General features: G+C 72.3%; 23 protein-coding genes. 3 read left to right on the top strand and 20 right to left on the bottom strand.

Annotated features, from left to right (window positions below; translation table 11 throughout):
- Positions 1 to 146: 146 nt before the first annotated feature.
- The 7 genes from pepN to AC3IX6_RS28610 all read right to left on the bottom strand — a co-directional run bounded on the left by pepN (position 147) and on the right by AC3IX6_RS28610 (position 7326).
- Positions 147 to 2678 (bottom strand): aminopeptidase N, encoded by a 2532-nt coding sequence (gene pepN / locus AC3IX6_RS28640; protein ID WP_489365878.1) that lies wholly within the window; start codon positions 2676 to 2678, stop codon positions 147 to 149.
- 40 nt (positions 2679 to 2718) lie between these two features.
- Positions 2719 to 3060, bottom strand: coding sequence for a chorismate mutase (locus AC3IX6_RS28635; protein WP_489365876.1), 342 nt, complete (start codon positions 3058 to 3060; stop codon positions 2719 to 2721).
- A 61-nt stretch (positions 3061 to 3121) separates the two neighbouring features.
- Positions 3122 to 3358, bottom strand: coding sequence for a helix-turn-helix domain-containing protein (locus AC3IX6_RS28630; protein WP_489365874.1), 237 nt, complete (start codon positions 3356 to 3358; stop codon positions 3122 to 3124).
- Positions 3358 to 3942 (bottom strand): DUF2975 domain-containing protein, encoded by a 585-nt coding sequence (locus AC3IX6_RS28625; RefSeq protein WP_489365872.1) that lies wholly within the window; start codon positions 3940 to 3942, stop codon positions 3358 to 3360. Before AC3IX6_RS28625 ends, AC3IX6_RS28630 begins: the two co-directional genes overlap by 1 nt.
- 109 nt (positions 3943 to 4051) lie before the next feature.
- Positions 4052 to 5239, bottom strand: coding sequence for a sensor histidine kinase (locus AC3IX6_RS28620; protein ID WP_489365870.1), 1188 nt, complete (start codon positions 5237 to 5239; stop codon positions 4052 to 4054).
- 364 nt (positions 5240 to 5603) lie between these two features.
- A complete protein-coding gene (locus AC3IX6_RS28615; RefSeq protein ID WP_389698336.1) occupies positions 5604 to 6263 on the bottom strand; it encodes a response regulator in 660 nt (219 codons plus the stop codon).
- Positions 6264 to 6543: 280 nt separating this feature from the next.
- Entirely contained in the window at positions 6544 to 7326 is a 783-nt protein-coding gene (locus AC3IX6_RS28610) for a serine protease (RefSeq protein ID WP_489365868.1), read from the bottom strand.
- 143 nt (positions 7327 to 7469) lie between these two features.
- On the opposite strand from AC3IX6_RS28610, the gene AC3IX6_RS28605 reads away from it, so the two are divergent.
- A complete protein-coding gene (locus AC3IX6_RS28605; protein WP_489365866.1) occupies positions 7470 to 8363 on the top strand; it encodes a hypothetical protein in 894 nt (297 codons plus the stop codon).
- A 126-nt stretch (positions 8364 to 8489) separates the two neighbouring features.
- On the top strand, positions 8490 to 9155 hold the full coding sequence (locus tag AC3IX6_RS28600) for an HAD family acid phosphatase (RefSeq protein WP_489365864.1): 666 nt from the start codon (positions 8490 to 8492) through the stop codon (positions 9153 to 9155).
- Positions 9156 to 9253: 98 nt separating this feature from the next.
- Here the strand turns inward: AC3IX6_RS28600 and AC3IX6_RS28595 are convergent, their stop codons facing one another.
- The 5 genes from AC3IX6_RS28595 to hsaA all read right to left on the bottom strand — a co-directional run bounded on the left by AC3IX6_RS28595 (position 9254) and on the right by hsaA (position 14433).
- A complete protein-coding gene (locus AC3IX6_RS28595; protein ID WP_489365862.1) occupies positions 9254 to 10921 on the bottom strand; it encodes an FAD-dependent oxidoreductase in 1668 nt (555 codons plus the stop codon).
- On the bottom strand, positions 10918 to 11445 hold the full coding sequence (locus AC3IX6_RS28590; protein WP_489365860.1) for a flavin reductase family protein: 528 nt from the start codon (positions 11443 to 11445) through the stop codon (positions 10918 to 10920). The genes AC3IX6_RS28595 and AC3IX6_RS28590 overlap by 4 nt, the downstream gene beginning before the upstream one ends.
- Entirely contained in the window at positions 11433 to 12338 is a 906-nt protein-coding gene (locus tag AC3IX6_RS28585; protein ID WP_489365858.1) for a VOC family protein, read from the bottom strand. The genes AC3IX6_RS28590 and AC3IX6_RS28585 overlap by 13 nt, the downstream gene beginning before the upstream one ends.
- Before the next feature lie 68 nt (positions 12339 to 12406).
- The gene (gene hsaD / locus AC3IX6_RS28580; protein WP_489365856.1) at positions 12407 to 13267 is read right to left on the bottom strand and encodes a 4,5:9,10-diseco-3-hydroxy-5,9,17-trioxoandrosta-1(10),2-diene-4-oate hydrolase; all 861 of its coding nucleotides are present in this window, start codon (positions 13265 to 13267) and stop codon (positions 12407 to 12409) included.
- A complete protein-coding gene (gene hsaA, locus AC3IX6_RS28575) occupies positions 13264 to 14433 on the bottom strand; it encodes a 3-hydroxy-9,10-secoandrosta-1,3,5(10)-triene-9,17-dione monooxygenase oxygenase subunit (protein WP_489365854.1) in 1170 nt (389 codons plus the stop codon). Before hsaA ends, hsaD begins: the two co-directional genes overlap by 4 nt.
- 255 nt (positions 14434 to 14688) lie before the next feature.
- On the opposite strand from hsaA, the gene AC3IX6_RS28570 reads away from it, so the two are divergent.
- The gene (locus AC3IX6_RS28570; protein ID WP_489365852.1) at positions 14689 to 15570 is read left to right on the top strand and encodes an IclR family transcriptional regulator; all 882 of its coding nucleotides are present in this window, start codon (positions 14689 to 14691) and stop codon (positions 15568 to 15570) included.
- A gap of 123 nt (positions 15571 to 15693) precedes the next feature.
- On the opposite strand, the gene AC3IX6_RS28565 is transcribed toward AC3IX6_RS28570, so the two are convergent.
- From AC3IX6_RS28565 to AC3IX6_RS28530, 8 genes are all read right to left on the bottom strand, one after another.
- Positions 15694 to 16812, bottom strand: coding sequence for a 2Fe-2S iron-sulfur cluster-binding protein (locus AC3IX6_RS28565; protein ID WP_489365850.1), 1119 nt, complete (start codon positions 16810 to 16812; stop codon positions 15694 to 15696).
- Positions 16805 to 17035 (bottom strand): ferredoxin, encoded by a 231-nt coding sequence (locus AC3IX6_RS28560; RefSeq protein ID WP_489365848.1) that lies wholly within the window; start codon positions 17033 to 17035, stop codon positions 16805 to 16807. The genes AC3IX6_RS28565 and AC3IX6_RS28560 overlap by 8 nt, the downstream gene beginning before the upstream one ends.
- Complete coding sequence (locus AC3IX6_RS28555; RefSeq protein WP_489365847.1) at positions 17035 to 18183, bottom strand: 3-ketosteroid-9-alpha-monooxygenase, oxygenase component; 1149 nt, start codon at positions 18181 to 18183, stop codon at positions 17035 to 17037. The genes AC3IX6_RS28560 and AC3IX6_RS28555 overlap by 1 nt, the downstream gene beginning before the upstream one ends.
- Positions 18184 to 18287: 104 nt before the next feature.
- On the bottom strand, positions 18288 to 19343 hold the full coding sequence (gene dmpG, locus AC3IX6_RS28550) for a 4-hydroxy-2-oxovalerate aldolase (RefSeq protein ID WP_489365844.1): 1056 nt from the start codon (positions 19341 to 19343) through the stop codon (positions 18288 to 18290).
- A complete protein-coding gene (locus AC3IX6_RS28545; RefSeq protein ID WP_489365842.1) occupies positions 19340 to 20281 on the bottom strand; it encodes an acetaldehyde dehydrogenase (acetylating) in 942 nt (313 codons plus the stop codon). Before AC3IX6_RS28545 ends, dmpG begins: the two co-directional genes overlap by 4 nt.
- 1 nt (position 20282) lies before the next feature.
- The gene (locus AC3IX6_RS28540) at positions 20283 to 21065 is read right to left on the bottom strand and encodes a 2-keto-4-pentenoate hydratase (RefSeq protein WP_489365840.1); all 783 of its coding nucleotides are present in this window, start codon (positions 21063 to 21065) and stop codon (positions 20283 to 20285) included.
- A 139-nt stretch (positions 21066 to 21204) separates the two neighbouring features.
- The gene (locus AC3IX6_RS28535) at positions 21205 to 22113 is read right to left on the bottom strand and encodes an SDR family oxidoreductase (protein WP_489365838.1); all 909 of its coding nucleotides are present in this window, start codon (positions 22111 to 22113) and stop codon (positions 21205 to 21207) included.
- Position 22114: 1 nt separating this feature from the next.
- Positions 22115 to 22906 carry an SDR family oxidoreductase gene (locus tag AC3IX6_RS28530; RefSeq protein ID WP_489365836.1) on the bottom strand — a complete coding sequence of 264 codons (792 nt, stop codon included), beginning with the start codon at positions 22904 to 22906 and terminating at the stop codon, positions 22115 to 22117.
- Positions 22907 to 22927: the final 21 nt, after the last annotated feature.

Genomic DNA, 22927 nt, shown 5'->3' with positions numbered 1-22927 from the left:
ACTGGGCAGGCCGGGGTCAGGCGGGGCAGGCCGGGGCCGGGCCTCCGGCCCCCAGCCGCTGTCGGGGTGGGGGCCGGGGGCCGGTGTCGGGTAAGCCGGTGGTGGGTAGGTCGGGCGTTCGCCGTTTGGTGGACCGGGGTGGGGGGTCAGCGGCGGGTGCGGTGGGCTCGGGTGAGGTCGTCGAGGTGGTCTGCGAGCTTGCGGTGGAGGAGGGGGGTGATGTCGGGGGCGGTCAGGGCTTCGTGGCCGGCCTCGAGGTTGGCTTCGGTGATTTCGTGGCCGGGGAGGGCCCAGCGGCCCGCGGCTTCGGCGATGGCGGGGCCGCGGCGGGCGGCGAGGGTGACGGCCTCGGCGTAGGCCCGCGGTACGTAGTCCCGTACGAGATCGGCCTGTTCGGGCTGCCAGAAGCCCTGGGCGGTGGCGGTGAAGAGGTAGTTGGACAGGGAGTCGTCGTGGAAGAGGCGCTCCCAGGCGGCGGCCTTGGCCTCGGCCGTCGGGAGGGCGGCGCGGCAGCGGGCGGCGCCTTCCTGGCCGGTGGCGCTGGGGTCGGCGGCGAGGGCCGCGTCGATCTCTGCTTCGCCGGCGGCGCCGAGGACGGCCAGGCGGGCGAGGATGCGCCAGCGCAGTTCGGGGTCGAGTTCGGGGCCGCCGGGGACGGTGCCTTCGGCGAGCCAGCCGGCGATGGTGTCGGGCTGGGTGGCGCTGTCGGCGAGGGTGCGGACGGCGAGGAGCCGCAGGCCGGGGTCGGTGCCGTCCTCGGTGCGGCGCAGCAGGTCACGGGCGATGGCGGTGAGGGTCGTGAGGGCGTGGGTGCGGCGGATCGGGATGATGTAGCGGTCGGCGATCTGGGTGCGGGTGAAGGCGAGGACGCCTTGGACGATCGCGAGGTCGGTTTCCTCGGGCACGTGGGCTTCGGCGGTGGCCAGGTAGTCGTCGGCGGCCAGTTCGCCGTCGCGGACCATGTCGCGCAGGGAGTTCCAGACGACGGCGCGGGTGAGCGGGTCGGGGATGCGGGAGATGCCGCGCAGGGCGGTTTCCAGTGAGGTCTCGTCGAGGCGGACCTTGGCGTAGGTGAGGTCGCCGTCGTTGAGGACGAGGAGGGCGGGGCGCGGGCCGCTCACGGAGAGGATCTCGTCGGAGGGGACGTCGAGGGCGAGGACCTCGCGGGGTTCGATGGCCCCGTCGGGGGCGCGGTCGTAGAGGCCTGCGGCGATGTGGTGGGGGCGGTTGCCGGTGCGGTCGACGGTGAGGGTCCAGCCTCCGTGGCTCTCTTCGAGGCGGGGGGTGAGGGTGTCGACGCCAGTGGTGCGCAGCCAGGTCTCGGCCCAGGTGTGGACGTCGCGGTCGGTGTGGGCGGCGAGGGAGTCGACGAAGTCGGCGAGGGAGGCGTTGGCGAACTTGTGGCGGGCGAAGTGGGTGTTGATGCCGGCCAGGAAGTCCTTCTCGCCGAGCCAGGCGACGAGTTGGCGCAGGGCGGAGGCGCCCTTGGCGTAGGAGATGCCGTCGAAGTTGAGGAGGGCGGAGGCGGTGTCGGGGACGGCGGCGGCGTCGGGGGCGACGGCGTGGGTGGAGGGGCGCTGGTCGGCGTCGTAGCCCCAGGGCTTGCGTTCCATGGCGAATCCGGTCCAGGTCTCGGTGAAGCGGGTGGCTTCGATGAGGGTCTGGTAGCCCATGAACTCGGCGAAGGACTCGTTCAGCCAGATGTCGTCCCACCAGCTGAGGGTGACGAGGTCGCCGAACCACATGTGGGCCATTTCGTGCGCGATGGTGACGGCGCGGCGCTGGCGTTCGGCGTCGGTGACGGCGGAGCGGAAGACGTAGTCGTCGCGGAAGGTGACCAGTCCCGGGTTCTCCATGGCGCCGGCGTTGAACTCGGGTACGAAGGCCTGGTCGTAGGAGTCGAAGGGGTAGGGCTCGGTGAACTTCTCGTGGAAGCGGTCGTAGCAGGCGGTGGTGAGGTCGAGGATTTCCTGCGCGTCGGCGTCGAGGTGGGGGGCGAGGGAGCGGCGGCAGTGGATGCCGAAGGGGAGCCCTGCGTGTTCGGTGCGGACGCTGTGCCAGGGACCGGCGGCGACGGCGGCGAGGTAGGTGGAGATGACGGGGGTGGGGGCGGAGGCCCAGATGCCGGCTTCGGAGGCGGAGCCGTCGCCCGAGCCGTCGCCGCCGTCACCGAGGCGTTCGCCGATGCGGGTGGTGATGCCGTTGGCGAGGACGGTCCAGTGCGCGGGGGCGGTGACGGTGAACTCGAAGACGGCTTTGAGGTCGGGCTGGTCGAAGGCCGGGAAGACGCGCTGGACGTCGTCGAGGAACATCTGGGTGTAGACGTACGTCTCGCCGTCCGCGGGGTCGGTGAAGCGGTGCAGGCCTTCGCCGGTGCGGGAGTAGCGCATGCGGGCGGCGATGCGCAGCTCGTGGGGGCCTTCGGTGAGGCCGGTGAGGGGGAGGCGGCCGTCGGTGAGGGTGGCCGGGTCCAGGGGGTGTCCGTCGAGGGCGGCGGAGCGCAGTTCGTCCGGTTTCAGCTCGACGAAGGTGTCGCCGGCGGTGCGTGCGGTGAACCGGATGACGGTGCGGGACTCGAAGGTCTCGTCGCCGGTGGTGAGGTCGAGGGCGACCTCGTAGTGCCGGACGTCGAGGAGCCGGGCTCGGAGCTGCGCTTCGTTGCGCGTCAGTGCGGACATGGGGCCCATGCTGCCGGATGGCGGCGCCGGGCCCCAGCTCCTATTCTGCGCCTTCGCCTTCGTCCTCGCCCTCGCCCTCGCCTGCGGCGATCGTCTCGTGGTGGCGGATGACCTCGGCGATGATGAAGTTGAGGAGCTTCTCGGCGAAGGCGGGGTCGAGCTTGGCGTTTTCGGCGAGCTGGCGCAGCCGGGCGATCTGGCTGGCCTCGCGGCCCGGGTCGGCCGGGGGCAGCTGGTGGCGGGCCTTGAGGTGGCCGACCTGCTGGGTGCACTTGAACCGCTCGGCGAGCATGTGCACCACGGCCGCGTCGATGTTGTCGATGCTGTCCCTGAGCCGGGCCAGCTCGGCGGTGACGTTCTCATCGATGTCCCTGGTGTTCATGGTCACCGAGAATACGTGGCGCGCGAGGTCGGTTCTTCGGCCGATCGACCATTGAGACGGCCTAGGCGGGCTCGGTGGCGGGGTCGTGGGTGATGAGGTCTCCCGGCTGGCACTGGAGGACGTCGCAGATCCTGGACAGGGTGGAGAAGCGGATGGCCTTGGCCCGCCCGTTCTTGAGCACGGACAGGTTGACGACGGTGATGCCGACCTGTGCGGACAGTTCGGTGAGCGTCATGCCGCGGTCGGCGAGGACCTGGTCGAGGTGGATCCGGATCGCGTGGATTTCCTCTTCGGGCATCAGATGGTCCCTTCGAGGTCCTCTCGCATGCGCACGCCCTCGCGCATGATCTTCCCCATGATGACGGCGGCGAGGCCGGCGAGGATGAGTACCTGCGGTTCGGCGACCGTCGGCCCGGAGTCCAGCATGGGCACCATGCTGGCGGCGAGCCAGGATTCGGACCAGCCTACGACGAGGCCCGCGAGCGGTGTGCCCAGGGTGACGGACCAGCCGAGAACGGTGAGCTTTCGCGCCACCTCGTCGGTGAACGGCCCTTGTGACACGACGGCCTTCAGCAGTCGGGAGAAGAGCAGCAGGGCGAGGGAGGCGAACAGCAGCCAGGGCAGCCGGCTTCCGAGGTCGGCGGCGCGCTGCGCCGTCGAGGGGTCGTTCTGGCAGAGCCGCGCGGCGCTGCTGGACGCTTCCACGCCCTTGCCGACCGGCAGGCCGCCCTCCAGCGTGGCGTTGGCCCAGAAGCCGGTCTGTACGCAGACCGCTCCGTCGTCGGTCAGGTGCGTGAAGGCCGTGCCGAGGAAGGTGAGCCCCCAGAGGACCGCCAGCGCGAAGGTGAGTGAAGCCAGGATTTTCGTGAGTCGCGTGGTCACCGCGTTCCCCCCTATCGTTTTTCGATATGCCCGAGAGTAGAGGACCATATCGATAATCGACAAGTGGGTGGGGGTCGGAAAGGTCAGAGAGGTCGGAGAGGTCGGAGAGTCAGAGTGGGAGGAGCGCCGTGACCAGCCAGCCGCCCTCCGGGGCGGGGCCGGCGGTGAGGGAGCCGCCGAGGGCTTCGGCCCGTTCGGCCATGCCGACGAGGCCGTAACCTCCGCCGCGGGCGTTCTCGGAGAGTTTCGCGGGGCGGCCGCCGTCGTCGGCGATCCGGACTTCCAGGCCGGCCGGGACGGTGCGCAGGCCGACCCGGACGGCGGTGGCGGTGGCGGCGTGCTTGCCGATGTTGGTGAGGGCTTCGAGGACGATGCGGTGGGCGGTGGCGGCGACGTCGGCGGGGAGCCGGGCCTCCAGGCCCTCCTCCACGTAGAGGACGACGGGCGGGCCGGTGGCGGCGAACCGTTCCGTCAGCCCGCGGATCTCCCGGAGGCCGGCGACGGGGGCCGTACCGGCGGAGCCGGCGTGACCGGGACCCTTGCCCGTCTCCGGGTCGGTGTCCGCGGCGCCCTCGCGGAGGATCTTGACCAGGCGGCGCATGGAGCCGAGCGCCTCGTCCCCGGCGGCCTCGATGCGGCCGAAGATCTCGCCGGCGCGTTCGGCGGAGACCTTGGTGTAGCGGGCGGCGCGCGCCTCGACGACGATCCCCGTCACGTGGTGGGCGACGAGGTCGTGGAGCTCGCGGGCCAGTTCCAGGCGCTCGGCGCTGCGTACGGCGCGCAGCTCGCGGACCCGCTGGACGGACTGCAGGCGCAGGAGCAGGGAGTACGCGGTGACGACGACGGCGAGCACGGAGAAGAGCAGCGTGAAGCGGCCCGGGTCCGCGTCGCGGACGGGCACCGACATGCAGCCGAGGCCGAGGAGGGGGGCGAGGACGGCGGCGGTGCGGGCGGGGGCGCGGAGCAGGACCTGGGTGAGGAGGACGAGCAGGGCGATGGCCTCGCCGCCGCCCCAGACGACGAGGGGGTGGTTGCCGAAGATCAGGGAGAGGGTGACGGCCCAGGTGACGGCGGAGGCGAACCAGGCGCGGGCGATGAGCGGGATGCCCGGCCAGGGCGCGGCGCTGAGGCAGACGAGGATGCCCGACACCCAGACGGCGGCGTGCGGGGTGCTGGGCTGGCGGGCCAGGACGACGCCCTCGAAGGTGACGAGGGCGAGGAGGGTGACCGAGAGGAGGATGCGGATCCAGTCCGCGGCGTAGGGGTGGCGGCGGGCCCACGGCCCCAGGGGGCTCATGTGGCTCCGCCGGTTGTACGGGGCTCCGTGCGGGTGGCTCCGCCGGTTGTACGGGGCTCCGTGCGGGTGGCTCCACCCCGGGGCCGGGTGGCTCCGCCGGGGGTGTGCGGGCTTCGGCGCAGCAGGGGGCGGCTGTGCAGCCGGGCGCTGCCCGGACCCGTGGCGGCCGGGGTCGTCGGGGACGGCGTGCGCCGGCTTCCTGGGGCGCCGCCCCAGACCCCGCGCCTCAAACGCCGGCGAGGCTGGATTTGCCCGGCGGCGCCCGGACAGCGGCGAGGCTCGGCAGCGCACGAACCGTGGCGGAGGCGGGTTTGCCGGGTGGTGCGCGGTCCGTGGCCGGAGGTGTTCGGGGGGTGGGGGACGGTCACGCCGGGGTGCCTGCCAGGCCGCTTTCCCAGGCCCAGGCGGCGATTTCCACGCGGTTGCGGGCGTCCAGTTTGGCCTGGACGTTGGCCAGGTGGGTCTTGACCGTGGAGAGGGAGACGAAGAGTTCCCCGGCGATCTCGGCGTTGGTCAGCCCGCGGGCGAGGCAGCGTACGACCTCGCGTTCCCGGTCCGTGAGGGGCTCCGCCGGGCGGCGGGCGGCCGCGGCGGCCGCCGGGGTGCGGTGGGCCATTTCGCGCAGCAACCGTACGGTGATGGCGGGTGAGACGAGGGAGTCTCCGACGGCTGCCGCCCGTACCGCTTCAACCAGCATGGCCGGGCTCGCGTCTTTGAGGAGGAAGCCGGACGCTCCGCCCTGGAGCGCCGCGTGGACGTACTCGTCGAGGTCGAAGGTGGTGACGATGACGATGCGGGGGGTTTCGCGGCCGGAGAGCCGGCGGGTGACTTCGAGCCCGTCCAGCTTGGGCATGCGGATGTCGAGGAGCAGCACGTCGGGGCGGTGTTCGGCGACGGCCGCGAGGGCGGCTTCGCCGTCTTCGACGTCGGCGACCACTTCGATGTCCGGCTGGCTTTCGAGGATCATCCGGAAGCCGGTCCTGACCATCTCCTGGTCGTCCGCGATGATCACTCTGATCGCCATGCGCCGCCTGCCCCACTGTCGCCCGTTGCCTGTGCCGTCCCGGTCTCCCCGGCGTTCCCACGCGGTGGGATCTCTCCATGGGACCTGCGGGCGCCTCGGCCCGCAACCGCACAGCAGACCGCCGGGAGCATGCCGCGAGGCCGGAACGGCGTCGTTCCGGCCTCGCGGTACTGCGGTCGACCTTACGGACATGTGGGTCATTGCGCCTCATTCTTCCGGCCCCCACCGGATGGGCCGGGAGGGGGAGGAAGAGGAGGAGGGCAACACGCCCGGGGGTCGGTCAGAGCGTGGCGGCCGCGCTCTTGATCGCCGCCGCGAAGGTGGAGACCTCCGTGTAGACGCCGGGGTAGTCGGGGCGGGCGCAGCCCTCGCCCCAGCTGACTATGCCGACCTGGATCCAGGCGTTGGCGTTGTCCCGGCGGAACATGGGGCCGCCGGAGTCGCCCTGGCAGGTGTCGACGCCGCCGGCTTCGAATCCGGCGCAGATCTCCTCGGCGGGCACGAGGGAGCCGCCGTAGGAGTCCTGGCAGGAGGCGTCGGAGACGAAGGGGACGGTGGCCTTCATCAGATAGCGCTGCTGACCCCCGCCTTCCCGGGTGGCGCCCCAGCCGGCGACGGTGAAGGTGCCGTTGTCGTAGGCCTTGGTGTCGGCGATCTTGAGGGTGGGCAGGTTGATGGGCTTGGCGAGCTTGATCAGGGCCCAGTCCTTGCCCGTGCCGTTGTAGCCGGGGGCCCGGAGCACCTTGGTGGACTTGACCTTGATGGCGCTGCTGCTGTTCAGGTCGACGACTCCGGCCGTGGCCGTGATGGAGGTGTTGTTGCCGGAGCTGCCGACGCAGTGGGCGGCGGTGAGGACGATCTGCTGGGTGTAGAGGGCGCCGCCGCAGCCCATGGAGAGCCGGACCATGAAGGGGAACTCGCCCTGGGCGGCACGCGTTCCGCCGACGACGGGCGCCGTGCCGGCGGTTGCGGTGCCGGGCTGGAGGCTGACGGCCGCGAGGGCGACCGCTCCGACGGCGAGGGCGCGCTTGAGGGTGGTGACGAGGCTGGACACAGTCGACACACTGCCTTTCGTGGGGGGTTGGGCCGTGCGTGTCACCTCGTGACGGGCGGGTTGGACCGCAGGGGTGACGGGGACATGACACACCGCCCGTACGGAGGGCTTCAAGAACGCGTTTTCGGACAACTTCCGGCCGGAGGCACCCCATGACGCACAACGGTCGGCGCAGCAGCCCGATCGAGCACGGATTTCCTCATCTGGAGACGGTTCGCGCGGCCGTCACCGCGCTGTTCCGGCGGCTGTCCGCCGACGGGATCCGCGCCTACGACACCCCCTTCGCCCCGGCCGACGCGGCCTTCCCCGCCTCCGAGGACCTGTACCCGGGCGCCCACCGGGTGGCTTCCTCGATGGTCCGCGCCCTGCGGCTGCCCGACGCGCGCCTGATCGTGGGCTTCCGGGCGATGGAGGAGGCGGCGACCGTGGAACTGGCCGCCGGGCCGGAGTACTTCGTCGAGGTCAACGACCGCTTCCGCGTCCACCGCCGCGATCTGGCGGCCGCCCTCGCGCACGAGGTCACGCACGTGCTGCTGCACCGCCTCGGCCTGAGCTTCCCCACCACCGCGGAGAACGAGATCCTCACCGACACCGCCGCCGCCTACCTCGGCGCCGGCTGGCTGCTGCTCGACGCCTACCGGGAGGACGATCTCACCCACCAGAAGCTCGGCTACCTCACCCCGGAGGAGTTCGGCTACGTCCTGGCCAAGCGCGGCCGGTTCCTCGGCGGCGAGGACCTCTCCGCGTGGTTCACCAGCCCGCAGGCCTACGAGGCGTACGTGCGCGGCCGCGCCCGGGCCGACCGGGACCTGCGCCGGGCCCCCCTGGCGGCCGCGGGCCGCCCGGAGCGGCTGCGGTACGCGGCGGCCCGCCGGACCGGGGCCGCCGCGCCCGGGGCGGCGTACGGCTTCGAGGTGCACGCGGACGGGCTGCGGGTGAGCTTCCCGTGCCCGGCGTGCGGCCGGCAGCTGCGGCTGCCGGCCCACCGCGGGCCGGTCCGGGCCCGCTGCGGGCTGTGTCACACGGTGCTGGAATGCGACACCTGACTCGAAATGCGTGACGGAGGTTCACCGACCGGCCATGAAAAGTTACTTACCGGCCGGTAGACATGAGGGCGGGCGATCCCCAGCCTGGTCACGTACATGCCAACCCGTGATCGAGGAGCGTCCCCCATGCGCAGCACCCGCACCCGTACCACTGCCGCCGCAGTGGCCGCAGCCGCCGCCGTCCTGGCCCTGGTTCCGGCCGCCACCGCCCAGGCGGCCCCCGCCCGGATGCCCGCCGCGGCCGTCACCGCCGTCACCGCCTCCGCGCCCGGCGGCAACGCGGCGATCCTGGGCATCGATTACGCCACCTGGCAGCGCGACGTCTCCGCCGTCATCGACGCGGCCCGCCCCGGCATCGAGCAGCGGATCGCCGCCGCGCCGGCCGGCGAGAAGCCGGCGATCGTCCTCGACATCGACAACTCCTCGCTGGAGACGGACTTCCACTGGTTCTGGACCTTCCCGACCCCCGCGATCGCCCAGGTCCGCGACCTGACCCGGTACGCGAACGACCGCGGGGTCGCGATCTTCTTCGTCACCGCCCGCCCGGGGATCGTGTACTCCCTCACCGAGCGCAACCTCAAGGCGGTCGGCTACCCCGTCTCGGGCCTCTACGTCCGCGATCTGCCCGCCCTGTTCGGCGAGGTCAGCGCCTACAAGACGGCCAAGCGGGCGGAGATCGAGGCGCGCGGCTACACGATCATCGCCAACATCGGCAACAACCAGAGCGACCTGGTCGGCGGCCACGCCGAGCGCACCGTCAAGCTGCCGGACTACGGCGGCAAGCTCTCCTAGTACGGTAGTCCGGTAGTCCGGTAGTCCGGTAGTCCGGTAGTCCGGTAGTCCGGTAGTCCGGTAGTCCGGCAGGACCGGCACGGTCCGGAAGGGACGGCCTAGTCCAGCCCGGCGGCGATCGCGTTGACGGCGGCCCAGCCGAAGGCCATGGCGGGGCCGATCGTCGCGCCCGGCCCGGGGTAGGTCTCCCCCATCACCGCCGCCGAGCAGTTGCCGCAGGCGTAGAGGCCCGGGATCGGGGTGGAGTCCTCGCGGAGCACCCGGCCGTCGGTGTCCGTGACGAGGCCGCCCTTGGTACCGATGTCCCCCGGGTGCACGGGGACGGCGTAGAAGGGGCCCTTCTCGATCGGTGCCAGATTCGGGTTGGGCAGGGTCGGGTCGCCGTAGTAGCGGTCGTAGACGCTCTCCCCCCGCCCGAAGTCCTTGTCGGTGCCCACCTCGGCGAAGGAGTTGAAGCGGGCGATCGCGGCGGGCAGGGCGGGGGCGGAGATCTGCCGGGCCAGTTCCTCCACGGTGTCGGCCTTCTTCAGGAAGCCGCACTCCAGCCACTTCTTGGGGAAGGGCTGCCCGGGGAAGAGCCCGGCGAAGATGTACCGGGCCTTGGAGCGGGCGTCCAGGATCAGCCAGGACGGCACCGTCCTGGCGTCCGGCCGGTCCTCGGCGTACATCCGGTCCACGAACGCGTGGTACGGCAGGGCCTCGTTGGCGTAGCGCTCCCCCGCTTCGTTGACGATGACCATGCCGGGGATGCCCCGGTCGGCGACGAGGAAGAAGGGCTTCTCCCCCGGCGGGCACACCGACGGCGCGCCCCAGACCTTGTCCAGCAGATCGGTGGCGGCCCCCAGTTCCTCACCGAGCTTCAGGGCGTCGCCGGTCTGGCCCTCCGCGGCGTGCGTCCAGGCCGTGGACGTGGGCGCGGGCAGGTGCTTCTCGCGCAGTGCCTGATCGTGCGAGAACCCGCCCGAGGCCAGCACCACCCCGCCCCGCGCCGCTACGGTCACTTCGCGCCCGGCGCGCAGGACCCGTACGCCCGTCACCCGGCCGGCCGGGTCCGTGACCAGGCCGGTCAGGGGCGCCGACAGCCACAGTTCGCCGCCGAGCGCGTCCAGGGAGAGCCGCATGCGGGCGACGAGCGCCTCGCCGAGGGAGAGCAGCTTGCGGCCGGTGACCAGCGCCTTGACGGCGCGCAGGCCGACCTTGACGGAGGTCTTCTTGCCCGCCCAGGTCCGGCTGACCATGTTCAGGAAGCGGAAGTCGTACGAGGTCATGGTCAGCCCGTACGTGGGCAGTCCGGCCCGGCGCATGGAGGCGCCGAGCGCGCCGAGCCGTTTGAAGTCGACGATGCACGGTTCGATGGAGCGGCCCTGCGCCATGCCGCCCTGGGCCTCGGGGAAGTAGTCCGAGTAGCCGGGGGTGTACATGAAGCGGATCTCGGTGCGGTCGTGGAACTCCTGGACCATGCGCGGCCCGTGACCGAGGTACGCGTCCTTGCGGGCGGCCGGGACCCGGTCGCCGACGGTGGCGTCGAGGTAGGCACGGGCCTTCTCGCGGGTGTCGGCGAGGCCGGCGCGGTCGAGGTGGAAGTTGCCGGGGACCCAGATCGCGCCGCCGGACAGGGCGGTGGAACCCCCGTAGGTGTCGGTCTTCTCCACGACGAGGACGCTCAGGCCCCGCAGTCGGGCGGTGACGGCTGCGGCGAATCCGGCGGCGCCGGAGCCGACGACCACCACGTCGTAGGCGTGCTCGGTGAGGTGCTCGGCGGTCATCCGAAGGCTCCGGTGGCGTAGTCGCTGCGGTAGTAGAGGAGGGGTGATCCGCCGTCGCGGGCGCTCAGTTCGAGGACCCGGGCGGTGACGAGGTAGTGGTCGCCCGCCTCGTGGACCTCTTCGAGGGCGCAGTCGACGGTGGCGAGGGCGCCGCTGACGCGGACGGCTCCGTGGGCGGAGAGCTCCCAGTCGACGCCGGCGAACTTGTCCTCGCCGCGGCGGCCGAGGGCCTCGCAGACGGCGCGCTGCTCCTCGGCGAGGATGCTGACGCCGAACCGGCCGGCGGCCCGGACCTTGGGCCAGCTGGAGGAGCCCTTGCCCACGCAGAGCAGGACCAGCGGCGGTTCGAGGGAGAGGGAGGCGAAGGACTGGCAGGCCAGCCCGGCCGGGCGGCCGTCGTCCGCGACGGCCGCGACGACGGTGATGCCGGAGGCGAAGGCGCCGAGGACCTCGCGGAAGACGGCGGGATCGACCGGGGCTGCCGGGTCGACCGCGCCGGTGGCGGGGCCGGTCAGCCGTTCCACTGGTGGCCCCAGAAGCTGTCCGCGGTGATCTCCTTCGCGGTCCAGGTGGCGGGGTCGACGAGCAGGCCGTCCCAGCCGTACTCGACCTGGAAGCCGCCGGGGGCCTGGGCGTAGAAGGAGACCATGTGGTCGTTGGAGTGCCGGCCGAGGGTGGAGGCGATGGGGATGCCCGCCGCGTTCATGCGGTCGAGGCAGTAGCCGACGTCGTCGAGGGTCTCCAGCTCGACCATGAAGTGCACGATGCCGGGCGGCAGCGCGCCGGGGTAGAGCCCGAGGCTGTGGTGGCGGCGGTTGGGGCTGAGGAAGTGCATCCAGTAGAAGTCCTGGCCGGGCTTGCCGGTGGGGACGGCGACCGGGGGCAGCCGCATCGAGTCGCGCAGCTGGAAGCCGAGGAGGTTCTCGTAGAAGTCGAGGGTGGCCTCGGTGTCGGCGGCGGGCAGGACGACGTGGCCGAGGCCGAGATTGCCCTCGCGCCCGCCGGTGACGAAGCGGTTGCCGTACCGGGCCGCGAGCGGGGTGTGGTCCTGGGCCTGGCCCCAGTAGATCTCCAGGGGGTTGCCGCTGGGGTCCTCGCAGTGGATCAGGCCCTGGACGCGGCGGTCGGCGAGGGTCTCGGCGTCGCCCTGCTTGACGGGGTGGCCGGCGCTCTCCAGTTCGGCGGCGGCGTCTTCGAGGGCGCGGGCGTTCGCCACCTCGAAGCCGGCGGCGAGCAGCCGGTCCTGGGTACCGGCGACGAACTGGAAGCGGTGCGTGCGGTCGTCGATGCGGATGTTGAGGCGGGTGTCCGTGGTGCCTGCGGCTTCGGCCATGCCGAGGATGTCGAGGACGTAGGTGCGCCAGGCGGTGAGGTCGGCGGTCTCGATGCGGAGGTAGCCGAGTGCGCGGATGTCCATGCGGGAACTCCTCGGTGGGATCGGTGCGGGGATCGGTGCCGGGATGGGTGCCGGGATGGGTGCCGGGATCAGTGGAGGAAGAAGTCGGTGGCGAGGCGGTTGAACTCGTCGGCGGCCTCGGTCTGCGCCCAGTGACCGCAGTGCGGGAAGACGTGCAGGCGGGCGTCGGGGATGGTCTTCAGCGCGAGGAAGGCGCCGTCGACCGGGTTGACGCGGTCCTCGCGGCCCCAGGTCAGCAGGACGGGGCGGCTGATGCGGTGCGCTTCGCGCCAGAGCATGGCGGCCTCGGGCCACTTGGCGAAGGAGGCGCCCATGCGGGCGTTGCCGAGCCGGGCTTCGGGGTCGGTGGCCTGGGCGTAGCGCTCCTCGACGAGGGCGTCGGTGACGATCGCCGGGTCGTGGGCGAGGGTGGTGAGGAAGGTCCGCATCTGCTCGCGGGTGGGCTCGGGGGCGAGGCTGAACTCGAAGAGCCGCTTGATGCCTTCGGTGGGGTCGGCGGAGAAGAGGTTGAGCGAGATCCCGCCGGGGCCCATGAGCAGGAGCTTGCCGACGCGTTCGGGGTGGTCCAGGACGAGCCGGGTGGCGGTGCCTCCGCCGAGGGAGTTGCCGATGAAGTGCGCCCGTTCGATGCCGAGTTCGTCCATGAGGGCGATGACGGCGTTCGCGCTGAAGCCGAAGTAGTCGCGGTCGGGTTCCGGCTTGTCGGAGCGGCCGTAGCAGGGCTGGTCGACGAGCAGGGTGCGGAAGCGTTCGGCGAAGTGGGGCAGGTTGCCGCCGAAGTTGGACCAGCCGGAGGCGCCGGGCCCGCCGCCGTGCAGCATGATCACGACGGGTGCGTCGGGAGGGCCGGCCTCGTGGTAGTGCAGCTTCAGGGCACCGGCCTTGGCGGTGCGGGAGGTGTTCTCGTACGTGAGTGCCTGCGCGCTCACAGCATCGTGTCCTGGATGTCGAGGCCGAGGGCGCCCTGTCCGAACAGGACCAGGGCCCGCTCCGGGTCGTTGGCGGCGTGGCCGCGGCCGGTGTGGACGTCGCGCCAGGCGCGCTGGACGGGGTTGGGGCCGGTGCGCATGGCGCTGCCGCCCGCGTTCTCCATGAGGAGGTCGACGGCGGCGACGCAGCGCTCGGTGGCGAGGACCTGGTCGCGGCGGGCCCGGGTGCGCAGCGGTGTGGGGAGTTCCTCGCCGCGTTCGGCGAGGGCGTAGAGCTCGGAGACGTTGCGCTGGAGCTGGAGCCAGGAGGCGTCGATGTCGCTGGCGGCGCGGGCGATGCGGACCTGGGCGAAGGGGTCCTCTGCGACCTGTTGGCCGTAGGAGATGCGGAAGCGTTCGCGGGTCGCGGAGACGTAGTCCTCGTAGGCGCCTTCGGCGATGCCGACGATGGGGGTGGAGATGGTGGTGGTGAAGACGGAGGCGTAGGGGAGCCGGTAGAGCGGCTCGGGGTTGAGGCGGTGGCCGGGTACCTGGAGGGCGGTGACGGGGCCGAAGCTGAGGGCGCGGTGTTCGGGGACGAACACCTCCCGGGCGACGATGTCGTTGGAGCCGGAGCCGCGCAGGCCGACGGTGTCCCAGACCTCGTCGATGCGGTACTGGGACCGCGGGATCAGGAAGGTCCGCATGTCGACGGGGCGGCCTTCGGCGTCGGTGACCAGTCCGCCGAGCAGGGCCCAGTCGGTGTGGTCGCAGCCGGAGGAGAAGTGCCAGCGGCCGCTGAGGGTGAAGCCTCCGTCGACGGGGGTGACCTTGCCGGTGGGGGCGTAGGAGGAGCAGATCCGCGTGTCGCGGTCCTGGCCCCAGACCTCTTCCTGGGCGCGGGGGTCGTAGAGGGCGACGTGCCAGGGGTGGACGCCGACGACGGAGGCGACCCAGCCGGTGGAGCCGCAGGCCTTGGCTATGTCCTTGACGGCGGCGTAGAAGAGGGCGGGGTCGGCGGCGTACCCGCCGTGGGCCTTGGGCTGGAGCAGCCGGAAGAAGCCGGTGGCGGCGAGTTCCTTGATGCTCGCCTCGGGGACCTTGCGCAGGTTTTCGGCTTCCGCGCTGCGCTCGCGGAGGGCGGGGGCGAGGGCGCGGACCGCTGCGAGGACCTCTTCGTCACTCATGGTGTCCCCTTCTCAGATCAAGGATCTTCGGGTGTCCGGGATCGGATTCCGGTTCGATGGCGAGGAACGTACGCCGGGCGGTCCGGGCGCGGAACGAGCTGTTCCCGCTGAGCGGGAAGCGCGTCGGAACTCGCCGGAACTCCTGGAAACGACTACTTGAAGTATTACTGAATGAAATAGACCCCTCCGGGTGCTTCCCTCCGGCCTGGGGCGCGTGGCAGGGTCGCCCCAACGCCTCACGCAGGGGGTTTTCTCGTGCTCGACCAGGTCATGGAGCAGGTCGCGGAGACCGAGCTCGCACCGCTTTCGCTGCTGGAGAAGGCCGCGAAAGTGCTGGGCGCCTTCGAAGGTCCACAGCCGCGGCTGTCGCTCACCGAGGTCGTGCGCCGCTCCGGAATCCCACGTTCTTCCGCCCACCGGATCCTCGACCAGCTGGTGCAGTTGCGCTGGCTGGACCGCGAGGGCCGGGACTACCGCATGGGCATGCGCATGCTGGAGCTGGGCGCGCTCGCCTCCCACCACAACCGGCTGCGCCGGGCCGCGCTTCCACTGCTGCACGCGCTGCACGAGCAGACGGGCCGGGTGGTGCACCTGTCGGTGCTCGACGGGGCCGAGGTGGTGTGCCTGGAGCGGATCGGCGGCTCGGAGGCCACCACGGTGCCCTCGCGGGTCGGCGGCCGGATGCCGGCGTACTGCACGGCCGCCGGGAAGGCGATCCTCGCGTTCAGCGATCCCGCCGCGGTGGAGCACGTCCTCGCGCAGGGGCTGCGCCCGCGCACCGCGCGCACCCTGATCCGGCCGCTCGCGCTGCGTTCGGAGCTGGCGGCGGTCCGCGAGCGCGGGGTGGCGTACGACCGGGAGGAGAGCTTCCGGGGCATCTCCTGCGTGGCCGCTCCGCTGCGGGGCGCCGGGCGGGCCGTGGCCGCCGTGTCGGTGTCCTCCTGCCGGGGCGACCGGGAGACGGCCCGCCTCGCGCCGGCGGTACTGGCCTGCGCGCGGTCGGTGTGGCGGGAGCTGTACGGGCCGGGCCGCCCGGGGCGGGCGGCGGCCGCGCCGGCGCGGGACCTGGAGCCGGCGGTCTCCGCTCAGGCGATGGACAACATGATGGGGTGGCTGCGGTTCAGCGAGTGGATGTAGTGGGTAGTGGTACCCCAACGCACGAGTGAACGACTCCGGGCCCGACCCCTCGCCAGGGGGCCGGGCCCGCGGTCGTCCGGCCCCCTGGCGAGGGGTCGGGGCCCGCTCCCCCGGCGGCGGCGCTCAGCCGTCGTAGCTGAGGCGGACGCGGTCGCCGAGCGGTAGGGCCTGGCAGGCCAGGACGTAGCCGTCGGCCAGGTCCTCGGGGGCCAGCACCTCGTTGCGGACCATCGTGACCTCGCCGTCCAGCACCCGGCAGCAGCAGGCGCTGCAAGCGCCCTCGCGGCAGGAGTACGGGGCGGGGACGCCCGCGGCGAGCAGGACGTCGAGCAGCGGGGTCCCGGCGGGCCAGTCCACGGTGTGCACGCTCCCCTCGAACTCCACCTCTGCGGTGGCGCCGCCCGCCGCGGCCGGGGCGGCGACGGAGGCGGGAGCCCGACCCGCGGCCGGAGCCGGGCCGGTGAAGACGTCGCCGCTCAGCGAGAAGTACCGCTCGCGGTGGATCGCCCGCCCCCGTCCGCCCGCGGAGCGAATCGCCGCCTCCGCCGCGTCCATCAGCGGTGCGGGCCCGCACAGGTAGGTCTCGCGGTTCGCGTACGAGGCCACGAGCGGGCCCAGCTGCACGGCGGTCGGCAGTCCCTGGAGGGTCTCCAGCCAGTGCACGAGGGTGAGCCGCCCGGGGTGTTCCTCGGCGAGCCCCCACAGCTCGTCGCGGAAGATCACCGAGCCGGGGTCGCGGTTGGCGTACACCAGCGCGACGTGGCCGACGCCGGCCACGAGCGCCGACTTCGCGACCGACAGCACCGGGGTGATCCCGCTGCCCCCCGCCACCAGCAGCAGGTCCCGGTCCAGGTCGGGCGGGGTGAAGGTGCCGGCGGGGGGCAGGATCTCCAGCTCGTCGCCGATGCGCACGTCCTGGCACAGCCAGCCGGAGCCGGCGCCGCCGGGGACCCGTTTGACGGTGATGCGCAGCGGGTCCCCGGCGTGCGGGGACCCGGCCAGGGAGTAGCAGCGGGCCGCGGCGCCCGCCCCGCTCGACGAGGGCACCCGGACGGTCAGGAACTGTCCCGGGCGGTACGGGAGTTCCGCGTCGAATACGAGGGATACCGCCTCGGGGGTCTCCTGGATCCGGTCCGTGACGCGGACCAGCAGCCTGCCGCCGGCTCCGCCCCGGGCGGCGGCCGGGGCCGGGCTCCGGACCCCCGCGGCGCGGGACTTCGTAGGCGCGTCGGTGTCAGACATCGGCCGGCACCTCCAGGCGGCCCGCCAGGACGGCGGCCTCGATGCCCGCGCGCAGGGCCTCGCAGGAGCGGACGCGGCCGCTGGGTCGGCCCGCCCCGGTCTCGGCGGCGATGCGCGGGCAGACGGCTCCGGCCTCCTCGGTCCACTGGACCTGGGTGTGGGCGGGGCTGAACTTCTCGCACAGCACCACCGCGGCGCACTCCCCGCACGCCACGGGGGTCATCACGGGGTCCCGGCCGCGCGGCGGGCGAGGTTCTCGGCGACCTCGGCCTTCCAGGCGGCGGTGGCGCGGGCGGTGTCGATCTCGAACTCGAAGCGGCGGACCATCTCGTCCTTGACGTCTGCGGCGTCCACGTAGAACTGCTCGTACCAGCGGCGGAGCTGGTAGACGGGGCCGTCCTCCTCGGTGAGGAGGGGGTTGTCGATGCGGGTCTTGTTCTTCCAGATCTCGACGTCCTGCTCGAAGCCGACGGCGAGGCCCTCGGAGGTGAGGCGGGCGGCGTCGGCGGCCTGCTCGTCGCTCATGCCGGGGAGCTTCTTGACGATGGTCCCGTACATGAGTACGAAGCTGTTCTCGTCGATCGGGTAATGGCAGTTGATGAGGACCGATTCGAGTTCGACGCCGCCGCCGATGTCGCTCCACAGCTTGTCGATCATGTAGGAGGGGCCGTGGTACGAGGCGTCCGAGCGCAGGCCGCCGCCGGTGGAGAGGGTGCCGAGGTCCACGTCGCCGCGCGGGGTGGACTCCATGTACTGGGTGGCGACGTGACCGTCGAAGACGTTCTTGAAGTAGTGCGGGAAGGCGTAGTGCACGTAGTAGAAGTGCGCCATGTCGACGACGTTGTCGACGATCTCGCGGCAGTTGGAGTTCTCGACGCGCAGGAAGTTCCAGCTCCAGTCGCTCCACTCGGGGTCGCCGACGCCCTCGATGACGGGGATCGTGACCTCGGGCGGGGGCGGGTTGCCCTCCGGGTCGTGCCAGACGTAGAGCTGGCCATTGCGCTCCAGGGAGGTCCAGGCGCGGGTCCTGGCGCGCGGCGGGACGCGGCGGGCGTAGGGGATGGCGGCGCAGCGGCCGTCTCCGGACCAGCGCCAGTCGTGGAAGGGGCAGGCGACGGTGTCGCCCTTGACGGTGCCGTGGGCGAGGTTGCCGCCCATGTGGGGGCAGTAGGCGTTCAGGACGCTCAGCTCGCCGCTCTCGGCGCCCTGGAACACGACGAGCTTGGTCCCGAAGGCCTCGACCTCGTGCGGGGTTCCGTCCCGGAAGGCGGCGGCGAGGCCGAGGCAGTGCCAGCCGCGGGCGAACCTCGCGGGCACGGCGGCGGCTTCGATGACGCGGGGCGCTTCGTCGACTGCGGTCGTTTCGGCCATGGGATGGCCCTCCACTTCGTTGTGGGTGTGCTGCGCTGGGATGGGGGGTGACTAGGCCGTCTCTTTCGGATCTTGCCTGGCCCGCAAGATCCAAAAGAGACGGCCTAGCGCGCTTCGGCGGCGAGTTCGAGCGCGATGTCGATGAGCTGGTCCTCCTGGCCGCCGACGAGGCGGCGTTCGCCCGCGCGCAGCAGGATCTGCGCGCCGGAGACCCCGTAGCGCCCGGCCTGCCGGTAGGCGTGCTTGAGGAAGCTGGAGTAGACCCCGGCGTGGCCCATGAGCAGGGCCATGCGGTCGAGGGTGCACTCGTCGTCCATGACGGGGCGGACCACGTCCTCGGCCGCGTCGATGATCTTCAGGACTTCGATGCCGGTACGGATGCCCATCTTCCGGCAGACGGCGGCGAAGGCCTCGACGGGCGTGTTCCCGGCCCCCGCGCCGAGGCGCCGGGTGGAACCGTCGATCTGGAGCGCGCCGGCGCGGACGGCGGCGACCGAATTGCCCACGCCCAGGCCGAGGTTCTCGTGGCCGTGGAAGCCGACCTGGGCGTCGGGGCCGAGCTCGGCGACGAGCGCGGCGACCCGGTCGGTGACATCGTCCATGACCATGGCGCCGGCCGAGTCGACCACGTACACGCACTGGCAGCCGGCGTCGGCCATGATCCGGGCCTGGCGGGCCAGGTTCTCGGGGGTGGTGGAGTGGGCCATCATCAGGAAGCCGACGGTCTCCAGGCCCATCTCGCGGGCGAGGCCGAAGTGCTGGACGGAGATGTCGGCCTCGGTGCAGTGGGTGGCGATCCGGCAGATCTGCCCGCCGTTGCCGTGGGCGGCGCGGATGTCGTCCTTGACGCCGAGCCCGGGAAGCATCAGGAAGGCGATCTTCGCGTGGCGCGCCGTCTCGGCGGCGATCTTGATGAGTTCCTGCTCGGGGGTCTTCGAGAAGCCGTAGTTGAAGGAGGATCCGCCGAGTCCGTCGCCGTGCGTGACCTCGATGACGGGGACTCCCGCGCCGTCGAGGGCGGAGACGATCGACCGTACGTCCTCGCCCGTGAACTGGTGGCGTTTGGCGTGCGAGCCGTCGCGCAGGGAGGAGTCGGTGATCCTGATGTCGAGGGTGTCCGAGTAGGTCGAGCGGGTCGAGCGGGTCGAGTAGGCGGTCACTTCCGCAGCCCCTTCGCGAACTCCTCGCCGACCTTGGTGGCGGCGGCGGTCATGATGTCGAGGTTTCCGGCGTAGGGCGGCAGATAGTCGCCGGCGCCCTCCACCTCCAGGAAGATCGCGACCCGGGCCATGCCCCCGTTGAGCGGGGAGGGGTCGTCGAACTGCGGCTCGGTGCGCAGCCGGTAGCCGGGTACGTACGAGGCCACGTCCTCGGCGACCTGCTTGACGGAGGCCGTGATGGCCTCGCGGTCGGCGTCGGCCGGGATCGCGCAGAAGACGGTGTCGCGCATGATCACCGGAGGATCGGCGGGGTTGAGGATGATGATGGCCTTGCCGCGGGCGGCGCCGCCGATCTCCTCGATGCCCCGGGAGGTGGTACGGGTGAACTCGTCGATGTTGGCGCGGGTGCCGGGGCCGGCCGAGACGGAGGCCACCGAGGCGACGATCTCCGCGTAGGCGACGGGGACCACGCGGGAGACGGCGTACACCATGGGGATGGTGGCCTGGCCGCCGCAGGTGATCATGTTGACGTTGGCCCGGTCGAGGTGGGCGGTCAGGTTCGCGGGCGGGACGACGGCGGGGCCGACGGCGGCGGGGGTCAGGTCGACGGCCTTGATGCCGAGTTCGGCGTAGCGCGGGGCGTTGGAGCGGTGCACGTAGGCGGAGGTGGCCTCGAAGACCAGGTCCGGCAGCTCGTCCTGGGACAGCAGCCAGTCCACGCCCGCGTGGGAGGCTTCGAGTCCGGCGCGGCGGGCGCGGGCCAGGCCCTCGCTGCCGGGGTCCACGCCGATCATCCAGCGGGGTTCTATGTGCGGGGAGCGCAGGAGCTTGTAGAGCAGGTCGGTCCCGATGTTCCCGGAGCCGACGATGGCGGCGGTCGCTTTCCTCCGCGGTTTCGTCTGCGGTTTCGTCTGGGTCTGCGTACTGATCGTGATCACCTCAGGAGAAGGAGAGGGACACCGGGCCGAGCCCGGTGAAGTCGGCGGTGTACGTCCGTCCGGCGGCCACGTCCACGGCGCGGGTGCAGGACCCGGGCAGGATGAGGTGGCCCTTGCGGAGCTGGACCCCGAAGCGGGCGACGGTACGGGCCAGCCAGGCGACGGAGGCGGCCGGATCGCCGAGCACGGCGTCGCCGCGGCCGCTCGCCAGGGTGTCGCAGCCGCTGGTCAGGATGGCCTCGACGGCCTTCAGGTCCAGCTCGCGGGGGCTCCGGCCCTCACCGATGACGTATCCGGCGGAGGAGGCGTTGTCGGCGATGGTGTCGGCGATGGTGATCCGCCAGTCGGCGATCCGGCTGTCGATGAGCTCCAGGGCCGGGACGACCCGCTCGGTGGCGGCCAGGACGTCGGCGACGGTGCAGCCCTCGCCGGGGAGGTCGTCGCCGAGGACGAAGCCGACCTCGACCTCGACGCGCGGGGCGCAGTACGCAGCCGCGGGTACCGGGGTGTCCTCGTACAGCTCCATGGAGTGCAGCAGGTGCCCGTAGTCGGGTTCGTCGACGCCCATCATGGCCTGCATGACGGGGGACGACAGTCCGACCTTGTGCCCGGTGACGCGGTCGCCGGCCGCGAGGCGGTGGCGGATGGTGAGGAGCTGGATCTCGTAGGCGTCCTCGGTGTCGATGCCCTCGAACAGCTCGCTCAGCGGCCGTACGGGCGCCCGCCGCGATTCCGCCGCGCGCAGCACCTCGGCGGCTTCGCGCCGGCGCTGGTCGTTCAGCATGGGGCCTCCCGGCTGCGGTGTGTGTGGTGCGGCAGACGGTAGGCGGGAGCCGGGCGCGGACGGGAGGCCGTGTTCCCGCTGAGCGGGAACGGGTACGGGCCGGGACCTTTCCAGGTCCCGGCCCGCGGGCCGCCGCGTGCTACCGGGCCCCGTACACCGGCTGCGGCCGCTCCGACTCCGCGAGGAGTTTGGCCGCCGTCTCCCCCGCGTCCGACGGAGTCCACCGCGCACCGCAGTCCGCGGTCGGGCCGGGTCGCCAGCCCTCCATGACCGTGATGCGGCCGCCCTCCGTCTCGAAGACGCGGCCCGTGACCCCGGCCGAGGCGTCGGAGCCGAGCCAGACCACCAGCGGGGAGACGTTCTCCGGGGCCATCGCGTCGAAGGCCCCGGCTTCCGGGGCGGCCATGGTGTCCGCGAAGGTCTGCTCCGTCATCCGGGTCCGCGCCGCGGGGGCGATCGCGTTGACCTGGACCCCGTAGCGGCCCATCTCCGCGGCCGACACCAGGGTCAGCCCGAGGATCCCGGCCTTGGCCGCGCTGTAGTTGCCCTGTCCCACGGAGCCGAGCAGCCCAGCCCCCGAGGAGGTGTTCACGACCCGCGCGGCCACCTGGCGGCCTTCCTTCGCCTCCGCCCGCCAGTACGCCGCCGCGTGCTTCAGCGGCAGGAAGTGCCCCTTCAGGTGGACCCGCATCACGGCGTCCCAGTCGTCCTCGTCCAGGTTGACGAGCATCCGGTCGCGCAGGAACCCCGCATTGTTGACGAGGGTGTCCAGCCGCCCGAAGGTCGAGACGGCCGTCTCGACCAGTGACGCCGCACCTTCCGTCGTCGCGATGTCGCCTCCGTGCGCCACCGCCTCCCCGCCCAGCGCCCGGATCTCGGCGACGACCAGCGCCGCCGGGCTCTCCGGTCCCGGGAGCCCGTCGAGGCCGACGCCGAGGTCGTTGACCACGACCCGCGCCCCCTCCTCGGCGAAGGCGAGCGCGTGGGCCCGGCCCAGCCCCCGCCCGGCGCCCGTCACGATGACCACACGGCCTTCGGCAAGTCCCATGTCAGCTCTCCTCGTTCGACTTGTTCGCCTCGTTCGACTTGTTCGCGGTCGCCGCGTCCAAGAACGCCGGCCGTTCGCCGCCCCCGTGCACGAGCAGGCTCGCCCCGCTCACGTACCCCGCCCGGCCGGAGGCCAGGAAGACGGCCGCCTCGCCCACGTCCGAGGGCTCCGCGAGCCGTCCCAGCGGTACGGTCGCGCCGACGGCCGCGATCCCGCTCTCGTCGCCGTAGTGCAGGTGCGACAGCTCGGTCCGCACCATGCCCAGGACCAGCGAGTTGACCCGTACCTCGGGGGCCCATTCCACGGCCATGGAGCGGGCCAGGTTCTCCAGGCCCGCCTTCGCCGCCCCGTAGGCCGCCGTGCCCGGCGAGGACCGGGTCCCGCTGACGCTGCCGATCATGACGATCGAGCCCCGGCTCTCCCGGAGCCAGGGGTAGGCGGCGACCGAGGCGGTCATCGGGGCGATCAGGTTGAGCTCGACGACCCGCGCGTGGCGCTCGGCCTCGCCCTCCCCCAGCAGCCGGTACGGGGTCCCGCCGGCGTTGTTCACCAGGCAGTCGAGACGCCCGTGGCGTGCGGCGACGGCGCCGAAGAAGTCCTGCACGGCGGCCGGATCGCGCAGGTCGACGGCGGTGAACGACGCCGAGCGGCCCTCCACCGCCACCGGTTCCTCCGGCGGCCGGCGTGCGCAGACGACGACCTCGGCCCCCGCCGCGAGGAACGACCGCGCGATCCCGGCGCCGACGCCCCGGGTTCCGCCGGTGACGACGACAACCCTCCCGTTGAGCTCCATCGGCTGCTACCTTCCTCACCT

The sequence above is a fragment of the Streptomyces sp. GL_141 genome (assembly GCF_057834385.1).
The sequence above is the reverse complement of the archived record's forward strand: the minus strand, read 5'-3'. Positions and strand labels throughout refer to the sequence as shown.

Coding starts and splice junctions, on each gene's coding strand:
- AC3IX6_RS28615 (WP_389698336.1), bottom strand. CDS start 6,263: ATGGCGATCAGAGTGATCATCGCGGACGACCAGGAGATGGTCAGGACC.
- AC3IX6_RS28595 (WP_489365862.1), bottom strand. CDS start 10,921: ATGACCGCCGAGCACCTCACCGAGCACGCCTACGACGTGGTGGTCGTC.
- AC3IX6_RS28560 (WP_489365848.1), bottom strand. CDS start 17,035: ATGACCCCCGTGGCGTGCGGGGAGTGCGCCGCGGTGGTGCTGTGCGAG.
- AC3IX6_RS28635 (WP_489365876.1), bottom strand. CDS start 3,060: ATGAACACCAGGGACATCGATGAGAACGTCACCGCCGAGCTGGCCCGG.
- AC3IX6_RS28605 (WP_489365866.1), top strand. CDS start 7,470: ATGACGCACAACGGTCGGCGCAGCAGCCCGATCGAGCACGGATTTCCT.
- AC3IX6_RS28530 (WP_489365836.1), bottom strand. CDS start 22,906: ATGGAGCTCAACGGGAGGGTTGTCGTCGTCACCGGCGGAACCCGGGGC.
- AC3IX6_RS28585 (WP_489365858.1), bottom strand. CDS start 12,338: ATGGACATCCGCGCACTCGGCTACCTCCGCATCGAGACCGCCGACCTC.
- AC3IX6_RS28600 (WP_489365864.1), top strand. CDS start 8,490: ATGCGCAGCACCCGCACCCGTACCACTGCCGCCGCAGTGGCCGCAGCC.
- AC3IX6_RS28565 (WP_489365850.1), bottom strand. CDS start 16,812: ATGTCTGACACCGACGCGCCTACGAAGTCCCGCGCCGCGGGGGTCCGG.
- AC3IX6_RS28620 (WP_489365870.1), bottom strand. CDS start 5,239: ATGAGCCCCCTGGGGCCGTGGGCCCGCCGCCACCCCTACGCCGCGGAC.
- AC3IX6_RS28630 (WP_489365874.1), bottom strand. CDS start 3,358: ATGCCCGAAGAGGAAATCCACGCGATCCGGATCCACCTCGACCAGGTC.
- hsaA (WP_489365854.1), bottom strand. CDS start 14,433: ATGAGTGACGAAGAGGTCCTCGCAGCGGTCCGCGCCCTCGCCCCCGCC.
- pepN (WP_489365878.1), bottom strand. CDS start 2,678: ATGTCCGCACTGACGCGCAACGAAGCGCAGCTCCGAGCCCGGCTCCTC.
- AC3IX6_RS28540 (WP_489365840.1), bottom strand. CDS start 21,065: ATGCTGAACGACCAGCGCCGGCGCGAAGCCGCCGAGGTGCTGCGCGCG.
- AC3IX6_RS28555 (WP_489365847.1), bottom strand. CDS start 18,183: ATGGCCGAAACGACCGCAGTCGACGAAGCGCCCCGCGTCATCGAAGCC.
- AC3IX6_RS28535 (WP_489365838.1), bottom strand. CDS start 22,113: ATGGGACTTGCCGAAGGCCGTGTGGTCATCGTGACGGGCGCCGGGCGG.